We start from the raw sequence: 22,243 nt of genomic DNA on the forward strand, positions 1-22,243 counted from the left end.
TTTGAGTTGTTTGTGTGTTTGTTGTGATGGCATGGGTGGGGGTCGTCGGGGGGGCGGCGGGGGGCCCGCCCGCCCCCCCCCCCCCCCCCCCCCCCCCCCCCCCCCCCCCCCCCCCCCCCCCCCTCCGTCAGTCGGCCGGCGCGGCCGCGCCGGCGGCCTGCGCCGCCTGGTACGCCTCCACCGCCGCCTGCAGGTCGGCCTGCGCCTGCCCGATCGCCGCGAAGTCGGCGTTCCGCTGGGCGTCGGCCAGCGCGTCCAGTGCGGCGTCGATGTCGGCGAGAGCGGCCTCGAGGGTCGGGGAACCGCCCCCGCCCTCCGCCGGCGGGCTGGCACCCGGGTCCGCCGGCTCATCCGGGGCGGGAGTGTCGCCCTCGACGCCGTCGCTGTCGGGCGCGGCCTCCCCGGCCCCCTCCCCGAACACCTGGGTCAGCGCCTCGGCCAGGGTGTTCGCGTAGCCGATCCGGTCCTGGTAGTTCACCAGCACCTTCTGCAGCAGCGGGAACCCGCCGGCTCCGGTGCCCTGCACGTACAGCGGCTCCACGTACACCAGCCCGGCGTCACCGATGGGCAGGGTCAGCAGGTTGCCGAACACCGGCTCGGAGTTGTCGCTGTTGAACAGGGTCAGGTCCGGTCGCACCTGGTTGTTCGACTCGAAGGCGTTCTGCACCTGCAGTGGACCTCGGTAGGGCGTGTTGCCCGGCAGCCGCAGCACCTGGATCTCGCCGTAGCTCTCCGGCGCCGACGACGCGGAGATGAACGCCGAGAGGTTGTCCCGGTTGAAGGCGTTGAGCGCGCTGGTCAGCTGGAAGCTGGCCTGGTCGTCGCCCGGCCGCTGCGCCAGGATGTAGTACGGCGGCTGCGCCTCCTCCACCGGCCGGGTCGGGTCGTTCGGCACCTGCCACCGGTCGTTCTGGTTGTAGAAGTCGACCGGGTTGGCCACGTGGTACCGGGTCAGCACGTCCCGCTGGAGCTTGAACAGGTCCTCCGGGTACCGGACGTGACTGATCAGCTCCTCGGACATGTCGCTCTGCGGCTGCACGGTGCCCGGGAAGGCCTTCATGTACGTCTGCAGGACCGGGTCGGGGTTGGCCTCCTGGTCCCAGGCGTAGAGCCTCACCGTGCCGTCGTAGGCGTCGACGGTGGCCTTGACCGAGTTCCGGATGTAGTTGAACTGCTCGTTCGGCAGGGCCGTGGTGCCGACGCCGGTCAGGGCGTCGGTGGCCGCCTCACCCAGCGACATCTGCTCGGCGTAGGGGTAGGCGTCCGACGTCGTGTAGCCGTCGAGGATCCACTGCACCCGGCCGTCGATCACCGCCGGGTAGGGGTCGCCGTCCACGGTGAGGAAGGGCGCGGCCTTCTCCACCCGGTCCAGCGGGTCGCGGACGTAGAGCACCTTCGACTGGTCGTTGACCGCGCCGGAGAGCAGGAAGTTCCGCTCGCGGTAGAAGATCGCGAAGGTCAGCTGGCGGAAGAAGCTGCCGATCGAGACCCCGCCCTCACCATCGTAGGTGGAGTTGATCTGCCGGTCCTCCGACCCGCCCTCGGGCAGGTCGAACTCCCGCGGGTCGTCCGTGCCGCCCACCACCGAGTAGACGTCCTGGCCGAGCACGTTCATCAGCTCGCCGTAGTAGATGCGGGCCTGGTCGACGTCGATGTCGCCGGTGGTCGGCAGGTTGCCGGTGGTGAAGTTCGGCTCGCCCCCCTCCTGGCCGGCGACGACCTCGTTGGCCGGTGCCGCGACGAAGCCGTTGCCGTGCGTGTAGACGGTGTGCCGGTTGATCCAGCTGCTCTGGTTCTCGCTCAGCCCCGACTGGTCCAGCTCACGGACGGCGACCACGTAGTCCTGCAGCTCGCCGTCGACGGTGTACCGGTCGATGTCCAGCTTCTCCGGGAAGCCGTAGACGTTGCGGATCTGCTGGCGCGCGGTGAACGTCGCCGAGAGCACGTTCGGGTCCAGCAGCCGGGCGTTGGAGATGGTCGGGGAGTCCGCCAACTCGGCCAGCGCGGCATCGGTGTCGGTGCTGTTGCCGGACACGTCGCCGTCTCCGCCGGCACTGGTGGTCTGGTCCTGCGCGTAGGGGACGTACTCGACCTCGTCGAGGTCGTAGGCGGCCAGCGTGGACTCGATGGCCCGCTGGATGTACTCCTGCTCCCGCTGGTCGGCCGAGGGCTTGACGACGAACTGCTGCACGATGGCCGGGTAGGCCACCCCGATCACCAGGCTGGCGACCAGCAGCAGCCCCAGCGCGGCGGCCGGGAGCAGCGTGTTGCGCACCAGGATGTTGGCGAAGAAGGCGATGGCGCAGATGGCCGCCACGAAGACCAGGATGTTCTTCGCCGGCAGCAGCGCGTTGACGTCGGTGTACGAGGCGCCGGTGAAGACGTCACCGCGGTTGGAGTAGACCAACCCGTAGCGGTCCAGCCAGTAGGCCACCGCCTTCAGCGCGACGAACAGCCCGACCAGCACCGACAGCTGCACGCGGGCGGCACCGCTGAGCTTCTGACCCGGCGTCTGCAGCCGCAGGCCACCGAAGACGTAGTGGGTGAGCACCGAACCGATCAGCGCCAGCAGCACGATCGCGAACCCGAAGCCCAGCAGCAGCCGGTAGAAGGGGTAGTCGAAGACGAAGAACGACAGGTCCAGGCCGAACTGGGGGTCGGTCTCCCCGAAGTCGGTGGCGTTGCGGAACTCCAGCCAGGTGCGCCAGCTGCCCTGGGCGGTGAATCCGGCGAACAGGCCCAGCACCACGGCGAGCGCGGTCAGCAGCGTCTTGCGGCGCGGCTCGATCGACTGCCGGTAGCGCTCGAGGTTCTGCTGCTCCAGGGACATGGGCCGGAAGGTGGGCCGGAAGCGGTAGGCCAGGTACACCGCCAGCCCCACCAGGCCACCGGTGGCCACGCCGGCCACCGCGAACAGCAGCGCGCGGGTCTGCACCTCGGTCCAGAAGACCTCGGTGAAGTTCGTCTCGTCGAACCAGAGGTAGTCGACGTAGACGTTGGTCAGGGTGCCGATGACGCTGAACAGCACCAGCAGGACGGCGACGACGCCGATGACCAGCTTGGCGCGCCGGGACAGCGTCGGCACCGGCACGGGGGGCCGCATGGCCACGGTCGGTCTCCTGTCTGTTGCGACGTTCTCGAAGAGCGGTGTTCCCGAGAGGTGTTCTCGGGGGATGTTCCCGGGGACCAGCACGACACCGGTCACCCGGGCTCCGACCGTAGGGGCACCGGCCGCACCCGTGGGCCGGCCGGGCACTCCCGGGTCGCATCCTCAACTGTTGTCGACCGCGCCGGGTTCCCGAGGCGAGCCGAATCCGGTCAGCACACGGGCGGAGCCCGGGTCAGCAGGGGTCGGGGGCGACCCCGGCCCGCAGGTCGGCCAGCGCCTGGAGCGCGTCGTCCAGGGTGGCCACCTCGGCCATCGGGAGGCCGGGCTGGGCGTTCGCCAGCGCCTCGGCGCAGTTCGCGCTGGGCACCAGGAACAGGTCGGCGCCGATCTCCCGGGCGGAGACCAGCTTCAGCGGGACACCGCCGATCGGCCCCACGGCACCCTCGACGTCGATCGTCCCGGTGCCCGCCACCACGGCGCCCTCGGTGAGGTCGGTGTCCCCCACCAGGTCGATGATGCCCAGGCTGAGCATCAGGCCCGCCGACGGGCCACCGACGTCGTCCACCCGGATGTCGACGTCGAACGGTGCGTGCGGGGTCTCCAGCACGCTGATGCCGAGCGCGGCGCCCTCCCCGTCGGGCGCGGCGGCGGTCGTCACGGTGCCGCTGCCGGCGACACCGAGCCGGGTGTAGTCGACCTCGACCTCGGTGCCCGGCTCGATCCCGCCGAGCACCGCGGCGAGCGTCTCGAAGTCCGGCGTCGGCGTGCCGGCCACGGCCCGGACGGCGTCACCGGCCTGCAGCGTCCCCTCGGCCGGGGAGCCGTCGACCAGCTCCTGGACCACGACCGCCTCCGGGTAGCCGAGCTCGCCCAGCGCCGCTCCGCGGGCGGCCTGCTCGGAGGTGAGGAAGGCCTGCCGGTTCTGCTGGCGGGTCTCCTCCTCCGACTGGCCCGACGGGTAGACCTGCTCCCGGGGCACCACGGTGACCTCGTCGTCGAACCAGCCCTGCACCGCGCCGACCAGCGTCAGCGGCCCGGAGGGGACCCCGACCGTGGTCAGGTTGAGGTTCCCCGAGGTCTCGTTCTCCTCCCGGCCCACCACGCTGATGATCGGGGTGCCGTCGATCTCGCCGAGCGTGTTGTAGGTCGGGCCGGGCACCTGTGCGACGTAGGGCACCGGCAGCAGCGAGCCGAGCGCGCCGAACACGAACAGCAACACCGACCCGGCGACCAGCACGGTGGTCCGACGGCTCACGGCTCCTCCTCGTCCGGCGCGACACCGACCCAGCGTCGCCTGTCGACAGGCGAGAGTAGGTGACCTGCCGCCGGCGGCCGCGGAGCGCGCTCCGCTCAGAGCGCAACCACGGGCCGCCGGGCAGCGCCCGGAGGTGCGCTGCGGACCGCCGCCCGCGTCTACGGTGGGGTCATGAGTGATCTCCCGTTCGGCTTCGGCCCACCCGACCGCGATCCCGAGCGCCGGGGCGAGTCCGGCGGCTCGGGCGGTGGCCCGGCCGGGAACGACCCGTTCGGCCTGGGAGCCCTCTTCGGCGCTGCCGGCGGCGCCGGCGGCCCGGCCGACCTGATGGGCAAGATGCCGCTGTTCGCCGAGCTGCAGAAGCTGATGAACTGGTCCGGCGGCCCGGTGAACTGGGACCTGGCGCGCCAGGGGGCGATCAGCCAGCTGGCCCCGGGGCACCAGCCCACCTCCGCGGGCGAGCGGTCGGCGGTCACCGAGGCGCTGCGCCTGGCCGACCTCTGGCTGGACCAGGTCACCGAGCTTCCCTCGGGCATCGACCGCGGTCTGGCCTGGTCGCGCGTGGAGTGGGTGGAGCAGACCCTGCCGGCGTGGGCCGCCCTCATCGACCCGCTGGCCGAGCGGGTGGTCGCCGCCATGACCAGCGCCCTGCCCGCCGAGGCCGCAGCGATCGCCGGCCCGCTGGCCGGGATCATGGGCCAGATGGGCGGTGTCATGTTCGGCGCCCAGGTCGGCCAGGCGCTGGCCCGGCTCGCCGACGAGGTCACCACCAGCACCGACGTCGGGCTGCCGCTGGGCCCGCAGGGCGCCGGCGTGCTGGTGCCGCAGAACGTCGCCGCCTTCGGTGCCGGGCTGGACCGTCCCGAGGACGAGGTCCGCCTCTTCCTCGCGCTGCGCGAGGCCGCCCACCAGCGGCTGTTCGCGCACGTCCCGTGGCTGCGCCAGCAGCTGACCGACGCCGTCCACGCCTACGCCCGGGGCATCCACGTCGACCGCGAGGCGATCGAGCGGGGCATCCAGGAGGCGATGGGCGGCATGGAGGGCGGCCTGGACCCCAGCGACCCGGAGAGCATCCAGCGGCTGCTGGGCAGCGGGGTGCTGGAGCCGGAGGAGACCCCCGAGCAGCAGATGGCCCTGCGCCGGTTGGAGACCCTGCTGGCCCTGGTCGAGGGCTGGGTGGACAGCGTGGTCGCCGCCGCGGCCGCCGAGCGCCTGCCCGGGCACTCCGCGCTGGCCGAGACGATGCGCCGTCGCCGGGCCTCCGGCGGCCCGGCCGAGCAGACGTTCGCCACCCTGGTCGGGCTGGAGCTGCGACCGCGCCGGCTGCGCGACGCCAGCACGGTGTGGGGGGCCATGGCCCAGCAGCACAGCAGCGCGGAGCGCGACCGGCTCTGGTCGCACCCGGACCTGCTGCCCACCTCCGAGGACCTCGACGAGCCGCTGGACTTCGTCGCCCGTCAGGGCGCCGGGGACCCCTTCGCCCAGCTCACCGCCGACGGGATCGACGAGCAGCCCCGCGACGAAGCCGCTGACGGTGGGGAGCAGCCGAGCGACGACCCGGAGGACGGCGACACCCCCCGCACGTGACGCACCCGGCCCCGCCGCAGGGGCCCGCCGCGAGCGTGCGAGCGGTGGGGATCGGCCCCGTCCCGAGGCTCGCCCCGAGCCTGCGAGGGGTGAGGAGGACGGGGTCCTTCGACCTTTGTCAGTCGATGGCGCCGGGCTCCAGGTCGCCGTCGGCCGCGGCGGGCGCGGTCCGCCCGCCGTGCTCGACGCCCTCGAGGAACCCGAGCGCCCGCTCGGCCCGCGGGTAGGCGTGCACCAGGGCCCAGAAGCGCTGGTCGTGGTTGGGCTCGAGCAGGTGGGCGAGCTCGTGCACCAGGACGTAGTCGACGACGAACTCCGGCATCCCCCGCAGCCGGCTGGACAGCCGGATCGTGCCGTCGGCCGGCGTGCACGACCCCCAGCGGCGGTTCTGGTTGTCGACCCAGCGCACGCTGACCGGCACGGCGCGGCCGTCGAGGTGCGCGTCCGCGAGCTGCCGGGCGCGCGCCATCAGGTCCTCGTCCGAGCCGAGGGTGCGCTTGCGCCGCTCCTCCCGCGTCTGCAGCTTGGCCACCATCTGGTCGACCCAGCGGCGCTCCTCGGCGGCGCTGAACGCGGCAGGGATCAGCACGATGGTGCGGCCGTTCTCCCGGTACGCGGTCACGGTCCGCCGTCGCCGAGCGCTGCGCCGCACCTCGACGGGGCCAGCCACGGTCGTCAGCGCCTCGCCCGCGGCGGCGGGCGAGGCGTCCGGGCGGCGCTCGGGTCGCTGGTGCACGGACGCACGGTAGCCGTCGGCGCGGGGTCCGCCCAGTGGGCCGACACCCGGTGGTGGACAGGTCCACACGGTCAGTGGACAGCTGCTGCCGACGGATCCCCCGAACGGTGGAACGCGCTCCCGTCCTCCACACCCCGGGGACGGCGTCGGTGCAGGTGAGCGGCCCACCGGCCGGGTCGGCCGCGCGCCGGTCCCCCGTCGGTGCACAGCCCGATCCCGACGCTTCCCCATCGTGTCCACACCTCTGTCCACAGAGTGTGGGCCAGCTGCGGACCGGTCCGCGCCAGCCGGCCTGTGGACGACGTCGGCACGGGCGCCCCACCCGCTGGCACCCTGCTGCCGGTGACCGAGACCCCGCACCCCCTGCTCCCCGCCACCACGCCCGTGTCCTGCCCGGACGAGGGCACGGTGCAGGTCGGCGGTGCCGACGGGCGCGACGGCGTGCGGGTGTGGCCGGCCGGTCCGGAGATCGCCCGGCTGCTCACCGGCATCGACGGCCGGCGCACCGAGCGCGCCCTGCGCGGCGACTGGTCCGCGGCCGGGCTCGGTGACGACGTCGTCGAGGACCTGCTGGCCGGGCTCCGCGGCGCCGGGCTGCTGCACGAGGTCACCGCCGGCGACCTGCTGGCCACCGACCCCGGCCCGGCGGCCGCCGCCCGGGCCGGCCTGGAGCTGCCCACCGTCGCCGCCGGGCGCTGGCGGGTCCGCCGGCAGAGCTCGGTCGTCGTCGAGGGCGCGACCCGGGTCGGCACCCCGCTCGCGGCCCTGCTGGCCGCCAGCGGCGTCGGGCGGGTCTCCGTCCGCGACCGCGGGCTGACGACCGCCGGGGAACCGGTCGTCGGCGGCGTCGCCGCCGTCGACGAGGGCCGGCCGCGGGTGCTCGCTGCGGCCGACGCGGTCCGACGGGCCAGCCCGCTGACCGACCTGCGCCCACTCCCCCCGGAGCAGCACCCCGACCTGGTGGTGCTGTGCCGCCCCTGGGCGGCCCTCGACCCGCTGACCGCTGCGCTGCACCGCGACGGGGTGGCGCACCTGGTCGCGACGGTGCGCGGGGAGACCGGAGTGGTCGGTCCGCTCGTCCTGCCGGGCGTGAGCAGCTGCCTGCGCTGCGCCGAGGGGTGGCGCCGGGACGACGACCCGGCCTGGCCGGCGATCGCCGTCCAGCTCGCCGCCAGCCGGCCGGGTCCGGCGGGCAGCACCCTCACCTGCCTGGCCACCGCGGTGACCGCAGCCGTCCAGGCGCTCGCCCATCTCGACGGCGGCGACCGGGCCCCGGCCGTGCTCGACGCCGCGGTGGAGCTGCGACCACCGTCGCTGGAACCCCGCCTGCGTCGCTGGCCGCCGCACCCCGAGTGCAGCTGCGGCGCCGCAGCAGAGGGCGGGGTCGCGGCGGAGAGGGGACAATGGGGTGGTGAGTGACACCGGGCGGGACATCCCACGGGGGGCGGTGTCCCGAACGGCCCGGCTGGCAGCCCTGCCGCTGGGCGCCGCCGGGCGGGCCACCCTCGGCATCGGCAAGCGGCTGTCCGGCCGGCCGGCCGAGGAGGTCGACGCCGAGCTCCAGCAGCGCACCGCGGAGCAGCTCTTCGCCGTGCTCGGGCAGCTCAAGGGCGGGGCGATGAAGCTCGGCCAGCAGCTGTCCATCTTCGAGGCGGCGGTGCCCGACGAGGTCGCCGGCCCCTACCGCGAGGCGCTGGTCAAGCTGCAGGAGACCGCGCCGCCGATGCCGGTGCGCACCGTGCACGCTGTGCTGGCGCAGCAGCTGGGCGGCCGGTGGCGGGAGCGGTTCCGCGACTTCGACGACACCCCGGCCGCGGCGGCCAGCATCGGTCAGGTGCACCGGGCGACCTGGCGCGACGGTCGGGACGTCGCGGTGAAGATCCAGTACCCCGGGGCCGGGACGGCGTTGATGGCCGACCTGAACCAGCTCGCCCGCTTCGCGCGGATGTTCGCGGTGCTGTTCCCGGGCATGGAGGTCAAGCCGCTGATCGCCGAGCTGAAGGCCCGCGCGGAGGAGGAGCTGGACTACGGGCTGGAGGCCGACGCGCAGCGGGGCTTCGCCGCGGCCTACGCCGACGACGAGCAGATCGCCGTCCCGCGGGTGGTGGCCAGCGCGCCGAAGGTCATCGTCTCCGAGTGGCAGGAGGGCACCCCGCTGTCCCGGATCATCGCCAACGGCACCCGGGAGCAGCGCGACCGCGCCGGGCACCTGATGGCGGTGCTGCACTTCTCCGGTCCGCAGCGGGCCCGGTTGCTGCACGCCGACCCGCACCCGGGCAACTACCGGCTGCTGCCCGACGGTCGGCTGGGGGTCATCGACTTCGGCGCCACCGCCCGGCTGCCGGAGGGTCTGCCCGAGCCGATCGGCCGCCTGGTGCGGTGGGCGCTGGAGGGCCGGGCCGAGGACGTGCTGACCGACCTGCGGACGGAGGGCTTCGTCCTGCCGAACGTCGAGGTCGACGCCGAGAGCGTGCTCGACTTCGTGCTGCCGTTCCTGGAGCCGATCGCAGTGCCGTCCTTCCAGTTCACCCGCACGTGGATGCAGGAACAGGCCGTGCGGATCGGTGACCCGCGCAGCGACGCCAGCCGGCTGGGGCGCCAGCTGAACCTGCCGCCGGCGTACCTGCTGATCCACCGGGTGACCATCGGGTCGATCGGGGTGCTCTGCCAGCTCGACGCCCAGGCGCCCTACCGGGGCGTGTGCGAGGAGTGGCTGCCGGGCTTCGCCGGCTGACGGTCCACCCGGGTGGTGTGCTGGGTGGCCGGGCTCACCAGACCGCCGCCCCGGCCCGGGCAGCGCGGCGGGTGGCCCGCTCCGCCCGGCGGTCGCAGCGGCGGGCGGTGGCGATCCGTCGCGCGCGCGCCGACCGGTCGGCGTCGGCCAGTCGTTGCCGTACCTGGTCGAGGACCAGGTCGGGGTCCATCAGGAACATCGCGGGTCCTCCGGGTGCGGGGGCGCCGTGCGGCGCCGGTGGGTGGTGCATCGGGTCACGGGCCGGCTGCCGCCCGGACGTCGGACGGCAGCCGGCCGGGTGGTGCGGTGGGCGTGGCTCATGCCGCGGCCTCCGCCCGGACCTTGGGGGGACGCCCCCGCGGCCGCTTGCGGGCGATCACGACACCGCGGTCGAAGATCTCCCCGCCCCAGACGCCCCATGGCTCGGCCCGGTCGAGCGCTCCGGCCAGGCAGGACGCCCGGACGGGGCACTCGACGCACAGGCTCTTGGCCTGCTCGAGCTGGGCCGGCGCCTCGGCGAACCACAGGTCCGGGTCGGACGACGCCCGGCAGGGCAGCGTGCGGCGCGGCGCCGGGGTGAGCCCGGTGGTGGACACGTGCGTGCGGTCGATCCCTCGCCGGCGGTGGGTCGCGGGCTCGATCGTGGTCGGCACGACCGCTCCTCCTCTTCCTCGGTCGGTAGGCCGGTCGACGGGGTCCCGCCGACCGGTGGTCGGGGTGGGTCCGCGAGGCAGAGAAAGACGAAGGCCGCGGATCCCGGTTTCCGGGTTCCGCGGCCTCGAGGAGGACCAGCCGAGCGGCTAGCTCAGCGGGTCTTCAGGGGGCAGGTCACCCGGGGTGGTGCTGGTGGCGCGCTGCGCGGGGACGCCGGTGGCGGCGAGGCCCGTGCGGGTGGGGTCGATCAGGTGCGCCCGGGCGCCGTACGGCGCACCGGTGGCGTCAGCAGCAGTGGCGCCGGAGAGCAGGTCGCGCAGCCGGACGGCGGGCAGACCGGTCCCCTGGAACGGAGCGGCGGTGGGCGCCATCAGGACGGCGCGCTCGGTCCACGCGGTGGCGCACACGGCAGCGGCCGGCTCGGGGGCCACGACGCCCAGGCCGGTCACGACGAAGTCGGTGCTGTTCACGGGTCCCCTCCTCTCCGGGGTCGGAGCCGGCCTGCCGGCCGCGCTCCCTGCTGGTGCTGCTCTGTCCTGGGTGGTGCTGGTCTCCGGCGGTGCCGTCTTCGGTCCCGCCGAGTGCGTCCTGGGTCACCCCCAGGTGCTGCAGCGAAGGCTAGGGGCTGGCCGACGAACGGGTCAATCGAATTACCGGTGAACCGCGAGGAACTGTGTTCACGCAGGTCAGCCGGGTGCTCAGCCGTCGAGGGCCGCGAGCACCCCGGCGCCGTAGAGCTCGAGCTTGCGGGCCCCGACGCCGGGCAGCGCGGACAGGTCGCGCAGCGACGTCGGCCGCGTCTCCGCGATCGCCTGCAGGGTGGCGTCGGTGAACACCACGTAGGCCGGGACGGACGCCTCCTGGGCGGTGCTGCTCCGCCAGGCGCGCAGCCGCTCGAACCGCTCGCCGGCCTCCCCCTCCAGCACCACCTTGGGCCGCTTCGCCGGGCGCCGGGGCGCTGCGGCGGTGTCCGGGGCCAGCCCGTCGAGGAACCGGCTGCGCGGCCGGGCCCGGCGCCCGCCGGGGTTGCGCGCCAGTGACCACGAGAGGGTGAGCTGCTCGCGGGCCCGGGTCACCGCGACGTAGAGCAGCCGACGCTCCTCCTCGACCGCATCCGGGCGAGACTGTGACTGGGCGATCGGCACGACGCCGTCGACCAGGCCGACGACGAACACCGCGTCCCACTCCAGGCCCTTGGCCGCGTGCATCGACGCGAGCGTCACGCCCTGCACGGTCGGCGCGTGCTGGGCGTTGGCGCGTTCGGCGAGGTGGGCGACGAACCCGGCGAGGTCGAGCGTGGGCTGCTCGGCGACCAGGTCGACGGCGAGGTCGACCAGCGCGGCCAGCGACTGCCACCGGTCCCGGGCCGCGCCACCGGCCGGCGGCTGGTGCTCGGCCCAGCCCACGGACGCCAGCACGTCGCGCACGGTGGGCACCAGGGCTCCCTCCTCGTGCCCACCGGCAGCCGCGCCGCGCAGCAGCAGGACCGCCTCGCGCACCTCGGGCCGCTCGAAGAACCGCTCGCCGCCCTTGAGCACGTACGGCACGCCGACGTCGGCCAGCGCGGACTCGTAGACCTGGGACTGGGCGTTGATCCGGAACAGGACAGCGATCTCGCTGGCCGGCAGCCCGCTGTCGATGAGCTCCCGGCAGGCCTTCGCCACCGCGGCGGCCTCGGCCGGCTCGTCGGGGTGCTCGACGAACCGCGGGGCCGGGCCCTCCGGACGCTGCCCCAGCAGCCGCAGCCCCGGCAGGCCCTTGCGGGGCGGGGCCTGGCCGATCAGCTTGTTCGCCAGGCCGACCACCTGCGGGGTCGAGCGGTAGTCGCGCTCGAGCTTGACCACCTCGGCGTCGCCGTACCGGTCGGCGAAGCCCAGCAGGTAGTCCGGGTCGGCACCGGTGAAGGAGTAGATCGTCTGGTTCGGGTCGCCGACCACGCAGACCTCGGCGCGCCCGCCGAGCCATGCGTCGAGCAGCCGCTGCTGCAGCGGGTTGACGTCCTGGTACTCGTCGACGACGAAGTGCCGGTACTGCGCGCGCACCTGCCGGGCGACGTCCGGGTGCTCCTCGATGGCGTAGGCCGTGACCAGCAGCAGGTCCTCGAAGTCCAGCGTGCCGTCACGCTGCTTGGCCGACTCGTAACTGCGGTACACCTCGGCGACCGCCGCGGCGTCGAAGGGCAGCTCCCGCCCCGCCGCCGCGGCCCGGGCCGGGTAGTCCTCCGGGGTCGCCAGCGTGGTCTTGGCCCACTCGATCTCGCTGGCGAGGTCGCGCAGGCTGGTGCGGTCGGTGGTGAGCCGGTTGCGGGTCGCGGCGCCGGCGACGACGCGGAGCTTGTTCTCGATCAGCTCCGGCATCGGGCCGCCGAGGACCCGGGGGGCGAAGTAGCGCAGCTGGCGCATCGCCGCGGAGTGGAAGGTGCGGGCCTGCACGCCCCCCACACCGAGCGCGGAGAGCCGCCCGCGCAGCTCGCCGGCGGCGCGGGCGGTGAAGGTCACCGCGAGCACCTGCTCGGGGACGAACTCCCCGAGGTGCACGCCGTAGGCGATCCGGTGGGTGATCGTGCGGGTCTTGCCGGTGCCGGCGCCGGCCAGGATGCAGACCGGCCCCCGCACCGCGGCCGCGGCCGCCCGCTGCTGCTCGTCCAGGCCGGCCAGCACCGCCGCGGCGCCCGCCGTCCCTTCCCGGACCCCGTCCCCTGCGATCTGGCCCTCTGCTGTCCGCGGCATCCCCACGTACCCGATCCTCCCAGCCCGGGACGACAGGCCGGGGAAGCATCCCCAGGACCGCGGCGTTGCCTCACCGGCAGGCTCCCCGGGTCGGGCCACCCTCCCCGGGTGGCCCTCGGGGGCACGAACGAGGGAGGATCCACCCGATGAGCGCTCCGGCACCCACGGTCACGATGTACACCACCAGCTGGTGCGGCTACTGCGTCCGGCTGAAGAAGCTGATGCAGCTCGAGGGGATCGACTACGCCGAGGTCAACATCGAGACCGACGAGAACGCCGCCGAGCTGGTCATGCAGGCCAACGGCGGCAACCGCACCGTGCCCACCCTGGTGTTCGCTGACGGCTCCGCGCTGACCAACCCGAGCATCGAGCAGGTCAAGGGCCAGCTCGCGCAGCTCCCGGACGCGTGATCCCCGACCCGCGGCCCTCCGGGGGCGACGACCGCCCCGCGGGGGGTTGCGGGAACGCGTCCGCCGCCTCCGAGCCCGCTGCTGCCGACTGCCCCCTGGCCGCGACCCGCAGCACCTGGGTCGTGCTGCCACCGGACGCGCTGCGCACGCCCGACGGCGCGCCGGCCGTGCTGCTGACCCGCACCACGGCGGGGTGGACGGTGCTGCAGCCCCCGGCCGATGGCGGCCAGTCCGCCGGCGCGGAGGGCGACACCGGGCTCCCGCTGGTCGAGGCGATGACCCTCGCCGACCTGGTGGCCGGCGAGCTGGGAGTCCATCCCGAGCCCGACCGTCAGGCCCGCCGGGCGGCCCGGTCCGGCGCGGCACCGGCGGCTGCCGAGGGCCGTGCCGAGACCGAGGAGGTCCAGGCCCTCCGGCGCACCATCGCCCAGCTGGAGCACGCCCTGGCCGCCCGGGTGTCGATCGAGCGGGCGATCGGGGTGCTCGCCGAGCGCCACGACGCCCCGCCGAGAGAGGCCTTCGAGCGGCTGCGCCAGCAGGCCCGCAGCTCGGGCCGCTCGGCCGCCGACCTCGCTCTGGAGGTGTTGGCCTCCCTCGCCCCGGAGCCACCGCACCCGGCCCCGGGACGCCGGGGTGCCCACGACGAGCGCACTGGCCGGGCGCCGCACGTGCTCGGCTCCAGCGGCACCGACGCGCCCGCCCCGGGAGCGCCGAGCTGACCGCTCCGCTCCCGCTCTCCCCCGGCGCGCTCGCCGATCGCCTGGCCGAGCTGCTCGCCCCGCTGCCGCCCGAGCCCGGTGCGGCCGCGCTGCGGGTGGCCGTCGACGGCCCGGACCTGCCGGGCGCCGCTGATGGGGTGACCGGGCCGGGGGCGCTGGCCACTGCGCTGGCCGAACGACTGCCGGGCCTCAGCCGCGCGGCCGCGGTCGTGCCGGCCGATGGCTTCTACCGCCCCGCCTCCCTGCGGCTGGAGCACGGCCGCACCGATCCCGACGCCCGGTACTCCGACTGGCTCGACGCCGGCGCGCTGGCGCGGGAGGTGCTGGACCGCTGCGGTCCCGGTGGCCCGGGCGAGTACCTGCCCGCGCTCTGGGACGTGGCGCGTGACCGGGCGGCCCGCGAGAGCTACCGCCCCGCTCCGGCCGGCGGCGTGCTGCTGGTGCCCGGCTCGCTGCTGCAGGGGCTGGGGCTGGCATTCGACGTCGTCGCGCACCTGCGGGTCAGCCCGGCCGCCCGGCGCCGTCGGGTGCCGGCGGAGCGGGAGTGGGAGCTGCCCGCCTTCGACCGCTACGACGACGAGGTCGATCCGACGGCGCTGGCCGACGCGGTCGTGCTCGCCGACCACGCCGACCGCCCGGCGCTGGTGACGGCCGGCCGGCTGCTCAGCTGAACTCGCCGGCCACCCAGCGGTCGATGATGTGCCGTGCGATGGAGACCCTGGGCGGCAGCGCCTGCGGGCCGCTGCCCGAGCGCAGCTCGTCCCGGCTGAACCAGCGCGCCTCCTCGATCTCGTCGTGGTCGATGCGCAGCTCGGTGTCGACCGCGCGGGCCACGTAGCCCAGCATCAGCGACTGCGGGAACGGCCAGGGCTGGCTGGAGACGTACCGCACGTCGGTGACACGGATGCCGACCTCCTCGGCCACCTCGCGGGCCACCGCCGCCTCCGCGGACTCCCCCGGCTCGACGAAGCCGGCCAGGATGGAGAACCGCCCGGCCGGCCAGACGGCCTGCCGGCCCAGGACGCAGCGGTCGCCGCCGTCGTGCACGAGCATGATCACGGCCGGATCGGTGCGCGGGAACACGTCACGGCCGTTCTCCGGGTCGCGCTGCACCCAGCCGGCGCGCTCGATCGTGGTGCGCGCACCGGTCATCGGTGAGAACCGGTTGCGCTCGTGCCACTCGATGATGCCCACGGCCTGCGCCAGCAGACCGGCGTCGAGGTCGCCGAGCTCGCCCCCCACCTCGCGCAGGCCGGCCCAGCGGTCGACCTGCCGGCCGTCGAGTGCCGCCGGGCGCGGCGTGCGCAGCGCGGCGTAGGGGACGTCGTCGGCTTCACCGAGGTAGATCGCGCCCTCGGGCATCGCCGGGCGCTCGTCGTAGACCAGCTCCGGCCGGCCGCCGGCGTCGCGGACAGGCGCGGCGCGCTGGTCATCGACGAGCAGCACCCGCACCGGCCGCCCCTGGGCGGGGTCGGGCAGCAGCCGGGAGAGGTGCCCGCGGTCGTGCGCGGTGCGGGAGAGCAACGGGGTGTCGGTGACCGCGCCGGCGTAGCGGTCGTCGGGCCAGAACCCGCGGACGTCGGGCGGCGTGGTGCCGGGTGCGGGGTCGTCGGCCGGGGTGCTGCCGCCGGGCGGGACGCTCACGCCCCGGCCTGCGGCGCCGGCGCGGTCGGGACCGGACGGACCTCGACCGGACCGACCGCGCCGAGCGGGTCGGCGACCCGCTCGGCGTCCCCGACCACGACCGCGGTCAGCGCGGTGGGCGCGAGCCACCGGCGAGCGGCCTCGGTGACCTCGTCGACCCCGACGGCGGCCAGCGCTCGCTGGTGGTCGGCCAGCCACTCGGCGGACAGGCCCGACCCGAACAGCGCCGAGAGGGTGCTGGCCAGGCCGGCGTGGGTGGCGGTGCCCAGCGCGAGCGTGCCGAGCAGGTAGCGGCGGGCGGACTCGAGCTCGGCCTCGGAGACCGGGATCAGCGCCATGCGCCCGAGCTCGTAGAGCGTCTCCAGCAGCGCCGGGCCGGTGACCTCGGTGGCGACGTCGGCGTCGACCAGGAAGGAGGAGCCGGCGACCAGGTGCTCCACCGAACTGCGCGGGCTGTAGGTGTACCCCCGCCGCTCACGGAGGTTCTCGACCAGCCGGGAGGAGAAGTAGCCACCGAACACCATGCTGGCCAGCCGGACGGCGGGCAGCTGCGGGTCGGTGCGGCCGGGAGCCGGACCACCGAGGCGGATGTTCGACTGCACCGCGCTGTCCCGGTGCACCAGCTGGAGCGGGCCGGGGGCGGTCGCCGGAGCGGGCGGCGCGGTGACGGCGACGCCCTCGGCGGTCCAGCCGGCCAGGGCGGTGCCCACCGCGTCGGCCGCCGCGACCGGGTCGACGTCGCCGACGAGCACCAGCGTGCTGCCCGCGGGCAGCACCCGGTCACGGTGCAGCTTGCGCAGCGCGGCCGGGGTGACCGCCCCGACCAGTTCGGCCGAGGGCAGCTGCTGGGCGTAGGGGTGCGAGCCGTAGCGGCGCTCGGCCAGGGCGGTGCGGGCGATGAGCCCCGGCTGCGAGCGGGCGATGCGCAGCCGCTCCCCGACCCGGGACCGTTCGGCCTCGACCTGGCGCGCCGGGTAGGTGGCCGAGCCGAGCAGCTCGGCGACGACACCGAGGACCTCGCCCAGACCGCCGGGCAGCATCGTGGTGGCGAGCAGCAGCCGGTCGGCGTCGGCCGAGACCGACAGCTCGGCACCCTGTGCCTGCAGCAGCTGGGCGAGCTCCAGCTCGTCGTGCCGGGCGGTGCCCAGCAGCACCGCGCCGCTGAGGACGGCGGTGCGCGCGGCGTGCACGGCGGCGGTGCGCGGGGTGGCGGCGGCGAAGGGCACCCGCAGCCGGAGCTCGACCAGCGGCACGCCGGGGCGCGGTACGACGACCAGGCGCAGGCCGTTGGGCAGTGTCGTCTCGTGCACCTGCGGAACGGGCATGGGCCGGGGGTCGCCCAGCGGCGGCACCAGCACCGGGGCGCTCATCGCGCACCGCCCGCGCGCAGCTCGAGGACCGCGGCGGTGTCCGGGGACAGGCCCCGCGCCGCCGTCCGCACCTGGTCGGGCGTGACCGCGGCGAGCCGCGCGGCGAGCTCACCGGCCAGCTCGGCACGGCCGTGGATCAGCTCCGCGGCCGCGAAGCCGAGCGTGCGGCCGAGCACGGAGTCGGCCTGCTGCAGCAGCTGGGCCTCCGCCCGGGCGGTCACCCGGGCGAGCTCCTCGGCGGGGACGCCGTCGGTGGCCACCTTCTCGACCTCCTCGTGGACGGCGCGCAGCACCGTGTCGGTGTCGACCTCCGCCGGGTGGTGCACCTGGGTGACCAGCAGCGTGGCGTCGCGGACGTCGAACGGGTCACCGAACAGGCCCAGGTAGCTGCTCTGCCCGACCGCGAGCTGGTCGGTGTGCAGCAGCCGGCGCTCCAGCCGGGAGGCGTCGCCCTCGCTCAGCAGCTCGGTGAGCAGCACGGTGCCGAGGTAGGTGTCCAGGTCGTTGACGGGGTCGGGCACCCGCCAGCCGATCGCGACCGCGGGGGCCGGGGCCAGCGGGTCCTCGACCACGCCGTGCCGGACGGCGGTCGGTGACGGCTCGCCGGTGTTCGGCATCGGTGGGGCCGGGCGGGCGGGCACCTGGTCGAACCAGCGGCGGACCAGCTGCTCGGTCTCGGTGACGTCGAGGTCGCCGCCGATGCAGAGCACGGCGTTGGCCGGGGCGTAGTAGCGGTCGAAGAAGTCCTGCGCGTCGTCGACCGTGGAGGACTCCAGGTCGACGAAGGAGCCGTAGCCGTCGTGGGTGTTGGCGAAGGTCTCGAACGCGATCGGCGGCAGCTGCAGCCACGGGAAGGCGCCGTAGGGGCGGTTGAGCACGTTGACCCGGATCTCCTCCTTCACCACGTCGATCTGGTTGCGGAGGTTCTCCTCGGTGATGGCCGGGGCTGCCATCCGGTCGGCCTCCAGGAAGAGGGCCCGTTCGAGCGCCTCGGCCGGCAGCGCCTGGAAGTAGTTCGTGTAGTCCTGGTGCGTGGAGCCGTTGAAGGTGCCGCCGGCGGCCTGCACCAGCCGGGCGTGCTCCATCTTCGGGACGTTCGCCGAACCCTGGAACATCATGTGCTCGAACAGGTGGGCGAAGCCGGTGCGGCCCGGCGGCTCGGAACGCATGCCGACGTCGTAGAAGACGCTGACGGCGACGACGGGGACACTCCGGTCGGGCGCCAGGACCACGCGCAGCCCGTTGTCGAGCGTGAACCGCTCGACCGGGTGGCGCAGGACCAGGTCGCCCTGAGCTGCTGTCACACGCCCGACCCTAACCGCGCCCGCGGACGCGCCGCCCAGCGGTTCGCCCGTTCGGACGGGTACGACGAAGCCGGCCGGGAGGAACCCCTCCGGCGCTTGTGCTCTGCTCACCCGTGGTGAGCAGAGCACAAGCGTCCTGGACCCCTGCGTGCAGCGCCGGCCGGGCACGGCACCTGGCCGCGGTGGAGCCAGGAAGGCCGACCAGTGTCACAGCACCTCGACGGACTCCAGCACGCGGTCGACGACGCCGTAGAGCTCGGCGTGGGTGTTGGGGACGGAGACGTACAGCAGCGCCGGCGCCTCGCGGCCGACGTCGACGAGCAGCAGCGCGGCCCGCTCCCCGGTGGCGTCGTAGCCCTCGACGTCCCAGGCGAGGTCGAACTCGTAGACCCAGGCCTGCGCGCCATCGACGGTGACCGCCTCGTCGCGGCGCACGGTGCGCTCGTTGGGGCCGGGGTAGTGGGCGTACCGGACGAAGTCGGCGATCGTGGTCGTGGTGATCTGCAGGCTGGCCGGGCCGCTCCAGCCGAACGCGGACACCAGCGGCCCGGACGTGCACTGGGCGATGAAGGAGTCGAAGCCGTCGGGCAGCTCCTCCTGGGTGACGAAGTACTGCCCGGCCGTGGCCGTGGTCTCCACCTGGTCGCGGCGGTCCCACTCGAACCAGCCGTCGCCGAGCCACGGGTAGGAGATCCCGGCGGCCTCGTCGACGACCCGCACCGTGCCCGGGGGGAACGGGGTGCCGGGCTCGATGTTGGGCCGGGCGACCGGGGTGCCCGACCCGTCGTCGCCGGCGCGGCCGACGAGCACCCCGACGAGCACGACGAGGGCGACCACCAGCAGGGCACCGAGCCCGATCAGCAGCGGCCGGCGTGACCGGGGGGCGGGCTCGGGCGACCCGGCGCTCCACGCCTCCCAGGCCGGTTCGGCGGCCGGCCGGGTGGGCGCCTCGAACGGCTGACCGACCTGGACGCCGGGGCCGGCGGGGGTGGTGACGTCGGACCAGCCGGCGCCGTTCCACCACCGGACCAGCCCCGGCCCGCCGTCCGGGTCGGGGTACCAGCCGGGCGGGGCGGCTCCGGGTGCGGTCACGTCAGCGGGCGACGGTCGCCAGCTCGCGCCACAGGTGGGCGGCCGCCTCCGCGCCGCGGTGCAGCATCGACAGCAGCACCCGCTCGTTGGGCGAGTGGATCCGGTCGGTGGGCAGCCCGGCGCCGAGGAACACCAGCGGCGCACCCAGCTGCTCGACGAGGTCGGCCTCCGGGCCGCTGCCGCCCTCCTTCATGAACAGCACCTGGTCCGGCGCGCTGTCCCAGGCCTGGGCGATCGCCGACAGCAGCGCGTCCATGTACGGGGAGTCCAGGTCGCTGGCGCAGGGGGCGACGCCGCCGGGCGGCGCCTGCACCTCGGCCTCGATGCCGTCGGGCAGGTGCTGCTCGACCCAGGCGCGCACCTGGTCGGCGATCTCCTCCGGTCGCTGGTCGGCGACCAGCCGGAAGGTCAGCTTGGCGTGCGCCTCGGCGGGGATGATCGTCTTGTGGCCGGGGCCGGTGTAGCCGCCCCACATGCCGTTGACCTCCGCCGTCGGCCGGGCGCCGATGCGCTCCTGGGTGCTGAACCCGGCCTCGCCGGTGGTGGTCCGGGAGGCGGCCGGCCCGGCCAGCCACGCGGCCTCGTCGAACGGCACCCGGCCCATGAGCTCGCGCTCGCGGTCCGACAGCGGCCGCACCTTGTCGTAGAAGCCGGGGAGGGTGACCCGCCCCTGCTCGTCGTGCAGTGCGCTGATCAGCTCGGCCAGAGCGTGCAGCGGGTTGGGGACGGCGCCGCCGAAGGAGCCGGAGTGCAGGTCGACGGCCGGGCCGCGCAGGGTGATCTCGGCGTCGGCCAGCCCGCGCATGGAGGTGACGGCGCTGGGCAGGTGGGGAGCGGCCATGCCGGTGTCGCTGACCACGACGACGTCGCAGCCGAGCCGGTCCCGCTTCTCCCGCAGCAGCTCCGCGAAGTGCGGCGAGCCGGACTCCTCCTCCCCCTCGATGACCAGCTTCACGGTGACCGCAGGGGTGTCCCGGCCGGTGGCGGCCAGGTGGGCGCGCATGCCGAGCAGGTGGAAGGCGACGTTGCCCTTGTCGTCGATGGCTCCGCGGGCGTGCAGCTCGGGGCCGTCGGCGCCCTCGACGCGGGTGGGCTCGAACGGCGGGTGCTCCCACAGCTCCAGCGGGTCGACCGGCTGGACGTCGTGGTGGCCGTAGACGAGGGCGACCGGGGCGCCGGCGTCGGCCGAGGGCCACTCGGCGAAGACCGCCGGGGCGCCGGGGGTCTCCCAGATCTCCACGGTCGGGAAGCCGGTGCGGCGCAGCGCCTCGGCCAGCCACTCGGCGCTGGCCCGCACGTCGCCGGCGTGGGCCGGGTCGGCGGAGATCGACGGGATCCGCAGCCAGGCGTCGAGGTCGGCGTGCAGGTCCTCGAGGTGGGTGGTGACGAAGTCGCGTTCGGCGCTGCTGCTCACCGTCGAACGGTAACGCGGGGTGCCGAGCCGACCGGCGCGGTGGCGGCTACGTTGCGTGCATGCCGGTGGGGATGTTGCAGGTGGACGTCGGTGACCTGACCTTCGACGTCCGGACCGACGGACCGGACGACGGGCTGCCGGTGCTGCTGCTGCACGGCTTCCCGGAGACCTCGCTGTCGTGGTCGGCGGTGACGCCGCTGCTGGCCCAGGCCGGGCTGCGCACCTTCGCCCCCGACCAGCTGGGCTACTCCCCCGGGGCCCGGCCGCTGGACGTCGACGCCTACGCGCTGCCCAACCTGGTCCAGGTCACCGCCGACCTGATGACGGCGCTGGACGTGCCGGTGGCGCACGTGGTCGGCCACGACTGGGGCGCGAACGTGGCGTGGGCGCTGGCCGCGTGGCACCCGGACCGGGTCGCGTCGCTGACCGCGGTCTCGCTGCCGCACCCGACGGCGTTCACCCTCGCCTACCGCGCGGACCGGGAGCAGAAGGAGCGGTCGGGCTACATCCGGCTGTTCCGGACGCCCGGGGAGGCGGAGCAGACGCTGCTCGCCGACGACGCGCGGCGGCTGCGGCGGCTGCTGGAGGCACCCGGCGTGCCGGCCGAGGCGGTGGACGCCTACGTCGGCGTGCTGTCCGCGCCGGGCGCGCTGACCGCCGCGCTGAACTGGTACCGGGCGATGGACGCCGGTACCCGGGTCGACCGGGTCGAGGTGCCGACGACGTTCGTGTGGAGCGACGGCGACGTGGCGATCGGCCGCACCGCGGCGGAGGCGTGCGCGGACCAGGTGACCGGCGACTACCGGTTCGTGGAGCTGCCGGGGATCACCCACTGGGTGCCGGAACAGGCGCCCGACGCGCTGGCCGGCGCCATCATCGAGCGGGTGCTCGCCGGCGCCGCGTTCGACCCCGCCCGCGGCCACCACCTGGCCCCGCCCAGCTGACCGTCTCGGCCCCACGCGTGTGCGCTGACTGCTGGTCGGCGGGGCAGCAACCAGCACTCTGCGCACACCGTCAGGGTGGTCTGTGAGCGCTCAGCGCAGGGGCAGCTTCATCCCGACGTGGCTCGCGGTGAACCCGAGGGACTCGTAGAAGCGGTGCGCATCGGCCCGGGCGGCGTCCGTGGTGAGCTGCACCAGCGTGCAGCCGCGTTCCCGGGCCCGGTCGACCGCCCAGTCGACCAGCCGGCGGCCCACCCCGTTCCCGCGGTGCGCGGCCGCCACCCGCACGGCCTCGATCTGCGCCCGCTGGCCGCCCCGCCGCACCAGGTGAGGCAGGAAGGTGACCTGCAGGGTGCCGACGACCTCTCCGTCGACGTCCGCGACGACCAACCGGGTGCGCGCGTCATCGCTGATCGCCGCGAACGCCCGCAGGTAGTCGGCCACCAGTGGCTCGCCCGGCTGCTCACGGGCGGACCCCAGTGCGTCGTCCGCGTACAGCGCCACGACCGTCGGGAGGTCGCTCTCGAGCGCGTCTCGAATCATGC

The 22,243-nt window shown here is 74.9% G+C and carries 20 protein-coding genes; 7 read left to right on the plus strand and 13 right to left on the minus strand.

The window, feature by feature from the left end:
* Positions 1 to 127: 127 nt before the first annotated feature.
* Both ACI79Y_RS11570 and ACI79Y_RS11575 read right to left on the minus strand, forming a co-directional pair.
* A complete protein-coding gene (locus ACI79Y_RS11570) occupies positions 128 to 3,103 on the minus strand; it encodes a UPF0182 family membrane protein (protein ID WP_457158702.1) in 2,976 nt (991 codons plus the stop codon).
* Positions 3,104 to 3,341: 238 nt separating this feature from the next.
* A complete protein-coding gene (locus tag ACI79Y_RS11575; protein WP_457158625.1) occupies positions 3,342 to 4,364 on the minus strand; it encodes a YlbL family protein in 1,023 nt (340 codons plus the stop codon).
* A gap of 171 nt (positions 4,365 to 4,535) precedes the next feature.
* On the opposite strand from ACI79Y_RS11575, the gene ACI79Y_RS11580 reads away from it, so the two are divergent.
* Positions 4,536 to 5,951 carry a zinc-dependent metalloprotease gene (locus tag ACI79Y_RS11580; RefSeq protein ID WP_457158626.1) on the plus strand — a complete coding sequence of 472 codons (1,416 nt, stop codon included), beginning with the start codon at positions 4,536 to 4,538 and terminating at the stop codon, positions 5,949 to 5,951.
* Positions 5,952 to 6,069: 118 nt separating this feature from the next.
* Here the strand turns inward: ACI79Y_RS11580 and ACI79Y_RS11585 are convergent, their stop codons facing one another.
* The gene (locus tag ACI79Y_RS11585; RefSeq protein WP_457158627.1) at positions 6,070 to 6,687 is read right to left on the minus strand and encodes a M48 metallopeptidase family protein; all 618 of its coding nucleotides are present in this window, start codon (positions 6,685 to 6,687) and stop codon (positions 6,070 to 6,072) included.
* A gap of 342 nt (positions 6,688 to 7,029) precedes the next feature.
* Here ACI79Y_RS11585 and ACI79Y_RS11590 point away from each other — a divergent pair, with 342 nt between their 5' ends.
* Together ACI79Y_RS11590 and ACI79Y_RS11595 are read left to right on the plus strand one after the other, a co-directional pair.
* Positions 7,030 to 8,106: a ThiF family adenylyltransferase gene (locus ACI79Y_RS11590; protein WP_457158628.1), complete on the plus strand. Its 1,077-nt coding sequence runs from the start codon at positions 7,030 to 7,032 to the stop codon at positions 8,104 to 8,106.
* Positions 8,099 to 9,421: an ABC1 kinase family protein gene (locus tag ACI79Y_RS11595; RefSeq protein ID WP_457158629.1), complete on the plus strand. Its 1,323-nt coding sequence runs from the start codon at positions 8,099 to 8,101 to the stop codon at positions 9,419 to 9,421. The genes ACI79Y_RS11590 and ACI79Y_RS11595 overlap by 8 nt, the downstream gene beginning before the upstream one ends.
* A 34-nt stretch (positions 9,422 to 9,455) precedes the next feature.
* Here the strand turns inward: ACI79Y_RS11595 and ACI79Y_RS11600 are convergent, their stop codons facing one another.
* The 4 genes from ACI79Y_RS11600 to ACI79Y_RS11615 all read right to left on the minus strand — a co-directional run bounded on the left by ACI79Y_RS11600 (position 9,456) and on the right by ACI79Y_RS11615 (position 12,804).
* Complete coding sequence (locus ACI79Y_RS11600) at positions 9,456 to 9,620, minus strand: hypothetical protein (RefSeq protein WP_457084932.1); 165 nt, start codon at positions 9,618 to 9,620, stop codon at positions 9,456 to 9,458.
* A gap of 118 nt (positions 9,621 to 9,738) precedes the next feature.
* Complete coding sequence (locus ACI79Y_RS11605) at positions 9,739 to 10,074, minus strand: WhiB family transcriptional regulator (protein ID WP_457158630.1); 336 nt, start codon at positions 10,072 to 10,074, stop codon at positions 9,739 to 9,741.
* A 147-nt stretch (positions 10,075 to 10,221) separates the two neighbouring features.
* On the minus strand, positions 10,222 to 10,545 hold the full coding sequence (locus ACI79Y_RS11610; protein ID WP_457158631.1) for a hypothetical protein: 324 nt from the start codon (positions 10,543 to 10,545) through the stop codon (positions 10,222 to 10,224).
* A 228-nt stretch (positions 10,546 to 10,773) separates the two neighbouring features.
* On the minus strand, positions 10,774 to 12,804 hold the full coding sequence (locus ACI79Y_RS11615; protein ID WP_457158632.1) for an ATP-dependent helicase: 2,031 nt from the start codon (positions 12,802 to 12,804) through the stop codon (positions 10,774 to 10,776).
* A gap of 146 nt (positions 12,805 to 12,950) precedes the next feature.
* Between ACI79Y_RS11615 and ACI79Y_RS11620 the strand changes: the two genes are divergently transcribed.
* The 3 genes from ACI79Y_RS11620 (at position 12,951) to ACI79Y_RS11630 (ending at position 14,604) form a co-directional block, all read left to right on the plus strand.
* Positions 12,951 to 13,214 carry a mycoredoxin gene (locus ACI79Y_RS11620; RefSeq protein ID WP_457141907.1) on the plus strand — a complete coding sequence of 88 codons (264 nt, stop codon included), beginning with the start codon at positions 12,951 to 12,953 and terminating at the stop codon, positions 13,212 to 13,214.
* Between the two features lie 122 nt (positions 13,215 to 13,336).
* Entirely contained in the window at positions 13,337 to 13,933 is a 597-nt protein-coding gene (locus tag ACI79Y_RS11625) for an ANTAR domain-containing protein (protein ID WP_457158633.1), read from the plus strand.
* Between the two features lie 137 nt (positions 13,934 to 14,070).
* Positions 14,071 to 14,604, plus strand: coding sequence for a uridine kinase (locus tag ACI79Y_RS11630; protein ID WP_457158634.1), 534 nt, complete (start codon positions 14,071 to 14,073; stop codon positions 14,602 to 14,604).
* Here the strand turns inward: ACI79Y_RS11630 and nudC are convergent.
* From nudC to ACI79Y_RS11655, 5 genes are all read right to left on the minus strand, one after another.
* Positions 14,597 to 15,577, minus strand: coding sequence for an NAD(+) diphosphatase (gene nudC, locus ACI79Y_RS11635; protein ID WP_457158635.1), 981 nt, complete (start codon positions 15,575 to 15,577; stop codon positions 14,597 to 14,599). The genes ACI79Y_RS11630 and nudC overlap by 8 nt on opposite strands.
* Positions 15,574 to 16,947: a M16 family metallopeptidase gene (locus ACI79Y_RS11640; RefSeq protein WP_457158636.1), complete on the minus strand. Its 1,374-nt coding sequence runs from the start codon at positions 16,945 to 16,947 to the stop codon at positions 15,574 to 15,576. The genes nudC and ACI79Y_RS11640 overlap by 4 nt, the downstream gene beginning before the upstream one ends.
* The gene (locus ACI79Y_RS11645) at positions 16,944 to 18,251 is read right to left on the minus strand and encodes a M16 family metallopeptidase (RefSeq protein WP_457158637.1); all 1,308 of its coding nucleotides are present in this window, start codon (positions 18,249 to 18,251) and stop codon (positions 16,944 to 16,946) included. The genes ACI79Y_RS11640 and ACI79Y_RS11645 overlap by 4 nt, the downstream gene beginning before the upstream one ends.
* Before the next feature lie 207 nt (positions 18,252 to 18,458).
* The gene (locus ACI79Y_RS11650; protein WP_457158638.1) at positions 18,459 to 19,343 is read right to left on the minus strand and encodes a DUF2510 domain-containing protein; all 885 of its coding nucleotides are present in this window, start codon (positions 19,341 to 19,343) and stop codon (positions 18,459 to 18,461) included.
* 1 nt (position 19,344) lies between these two features.
* Positions 19,345 to 20,757: a dipeptidase gene (locus ACI79Y_RS11655; protein WP_457158639.1), complete on the minus strand. Its 1,413-nt coding sequence runs from the start codon at positions 20,755 to 20,757 to the stop codon at positions 19,345 to 19,347.
* A 59-nt stretch (positions 20,758 to 20,816) separates the two neighbouring features.
* Here ACI79Y_RS11655 and ACI79Y_RS11660 point away from each other — a divergent pair, with 59 nt between their 5' ends.
* Positions 20,817 to 21,701 (plus strand): alpha/beta fold hydrolase, encoded by an 885-nt coding sequence (locus tag ACI79Y_RS11660; protein ID WP_457158640.1) that lies wholly within the window; start codon positions 20,817 to 20,819, stop codon positions 21,699 to 21,701.
* Positions 21,702 to 21,791: 90 nt separating this feature from the next.
* Here ACI79Y_RS11660 and ACI79Y_RS11665 read toward each other — a convergent pair whose 3' ends face one another.
* A complete protein-coding gene (locus tag ACI79Y_RS11665; protein WP_457158641.1) occupies positions 21,792 to 22,241 on the minus strand; it encodes an N-acetyltransferase family protein in 450 nt (149 codons plus the stop codon).
* Positions 22,242 to 22,243 lie beyond the last annotated feature (2 nt).

Source organism: Modestobacter sp. SYSU DS0875, from assembly GCF_054050915.1.

Bases quoted from the DNA above. Each gene is read 5' to 3' on its own strand.
- ACI79Y_RS11570 (WP_457158702.1), bottom strand. From the start codon at position 3,103: ATGCGGCCCCCCGTGCCGGTGCCGACGCTGTCCCGGCGCGCCAAGCTG.
- ACI79Y_RS11580 (WP_457158626.1), top strand. From the start codon at position 4,536: ATGAGTGATCTCCCGTTCGGCTTCGGCCCACCCGACCGCGATCCCGAG.
- ACI79Y_RS11600 (WP_457084932.1), bottom strand. From the start codon at position 9,620: ATGTTCCTGATGGACCCCGACCTGGTCCTCGACCAGGTACGGCAACGA.
- ACI79Y_RS11615 (WP_457158632.1), bottom strand. From the start codon at position 12,804: ATGCCGCGGACAGCAGAGGGCCAGATCGCAGGGGACGGGGTCCGGGAA.
- ACI79Y_RS11620 (WP_457141907.1), top strand. From the start codon at position 12,951: ATGAGCGCTCCGGCACCCACGGTCACGATGTACACCACCAGCTGGTGC.
- ACI79Y_RS11640 (WP_457158636.1), bottom strand. From the start codon at position 16,947: ATGAGCGCCCCGGTGCTGGTGCCGCCGCTGGGCGACCCCCGGCCCATG.
- ACI79Y_RS11660 (WP_457158640.1), top strand. From the start codon at position 20,817: ATGCCGGTGGGGATGTTGCAGGTGGACGTCGGTGACCTGACCTTCGAC.
- ACI79Y_RS11665 (WP_457158641.1), bottom strand. From the start codon at position 22,241: ATGATTCGAGACGCGCTCGAGAGCGACCTCCCGACGGTCGTGGCGCTG.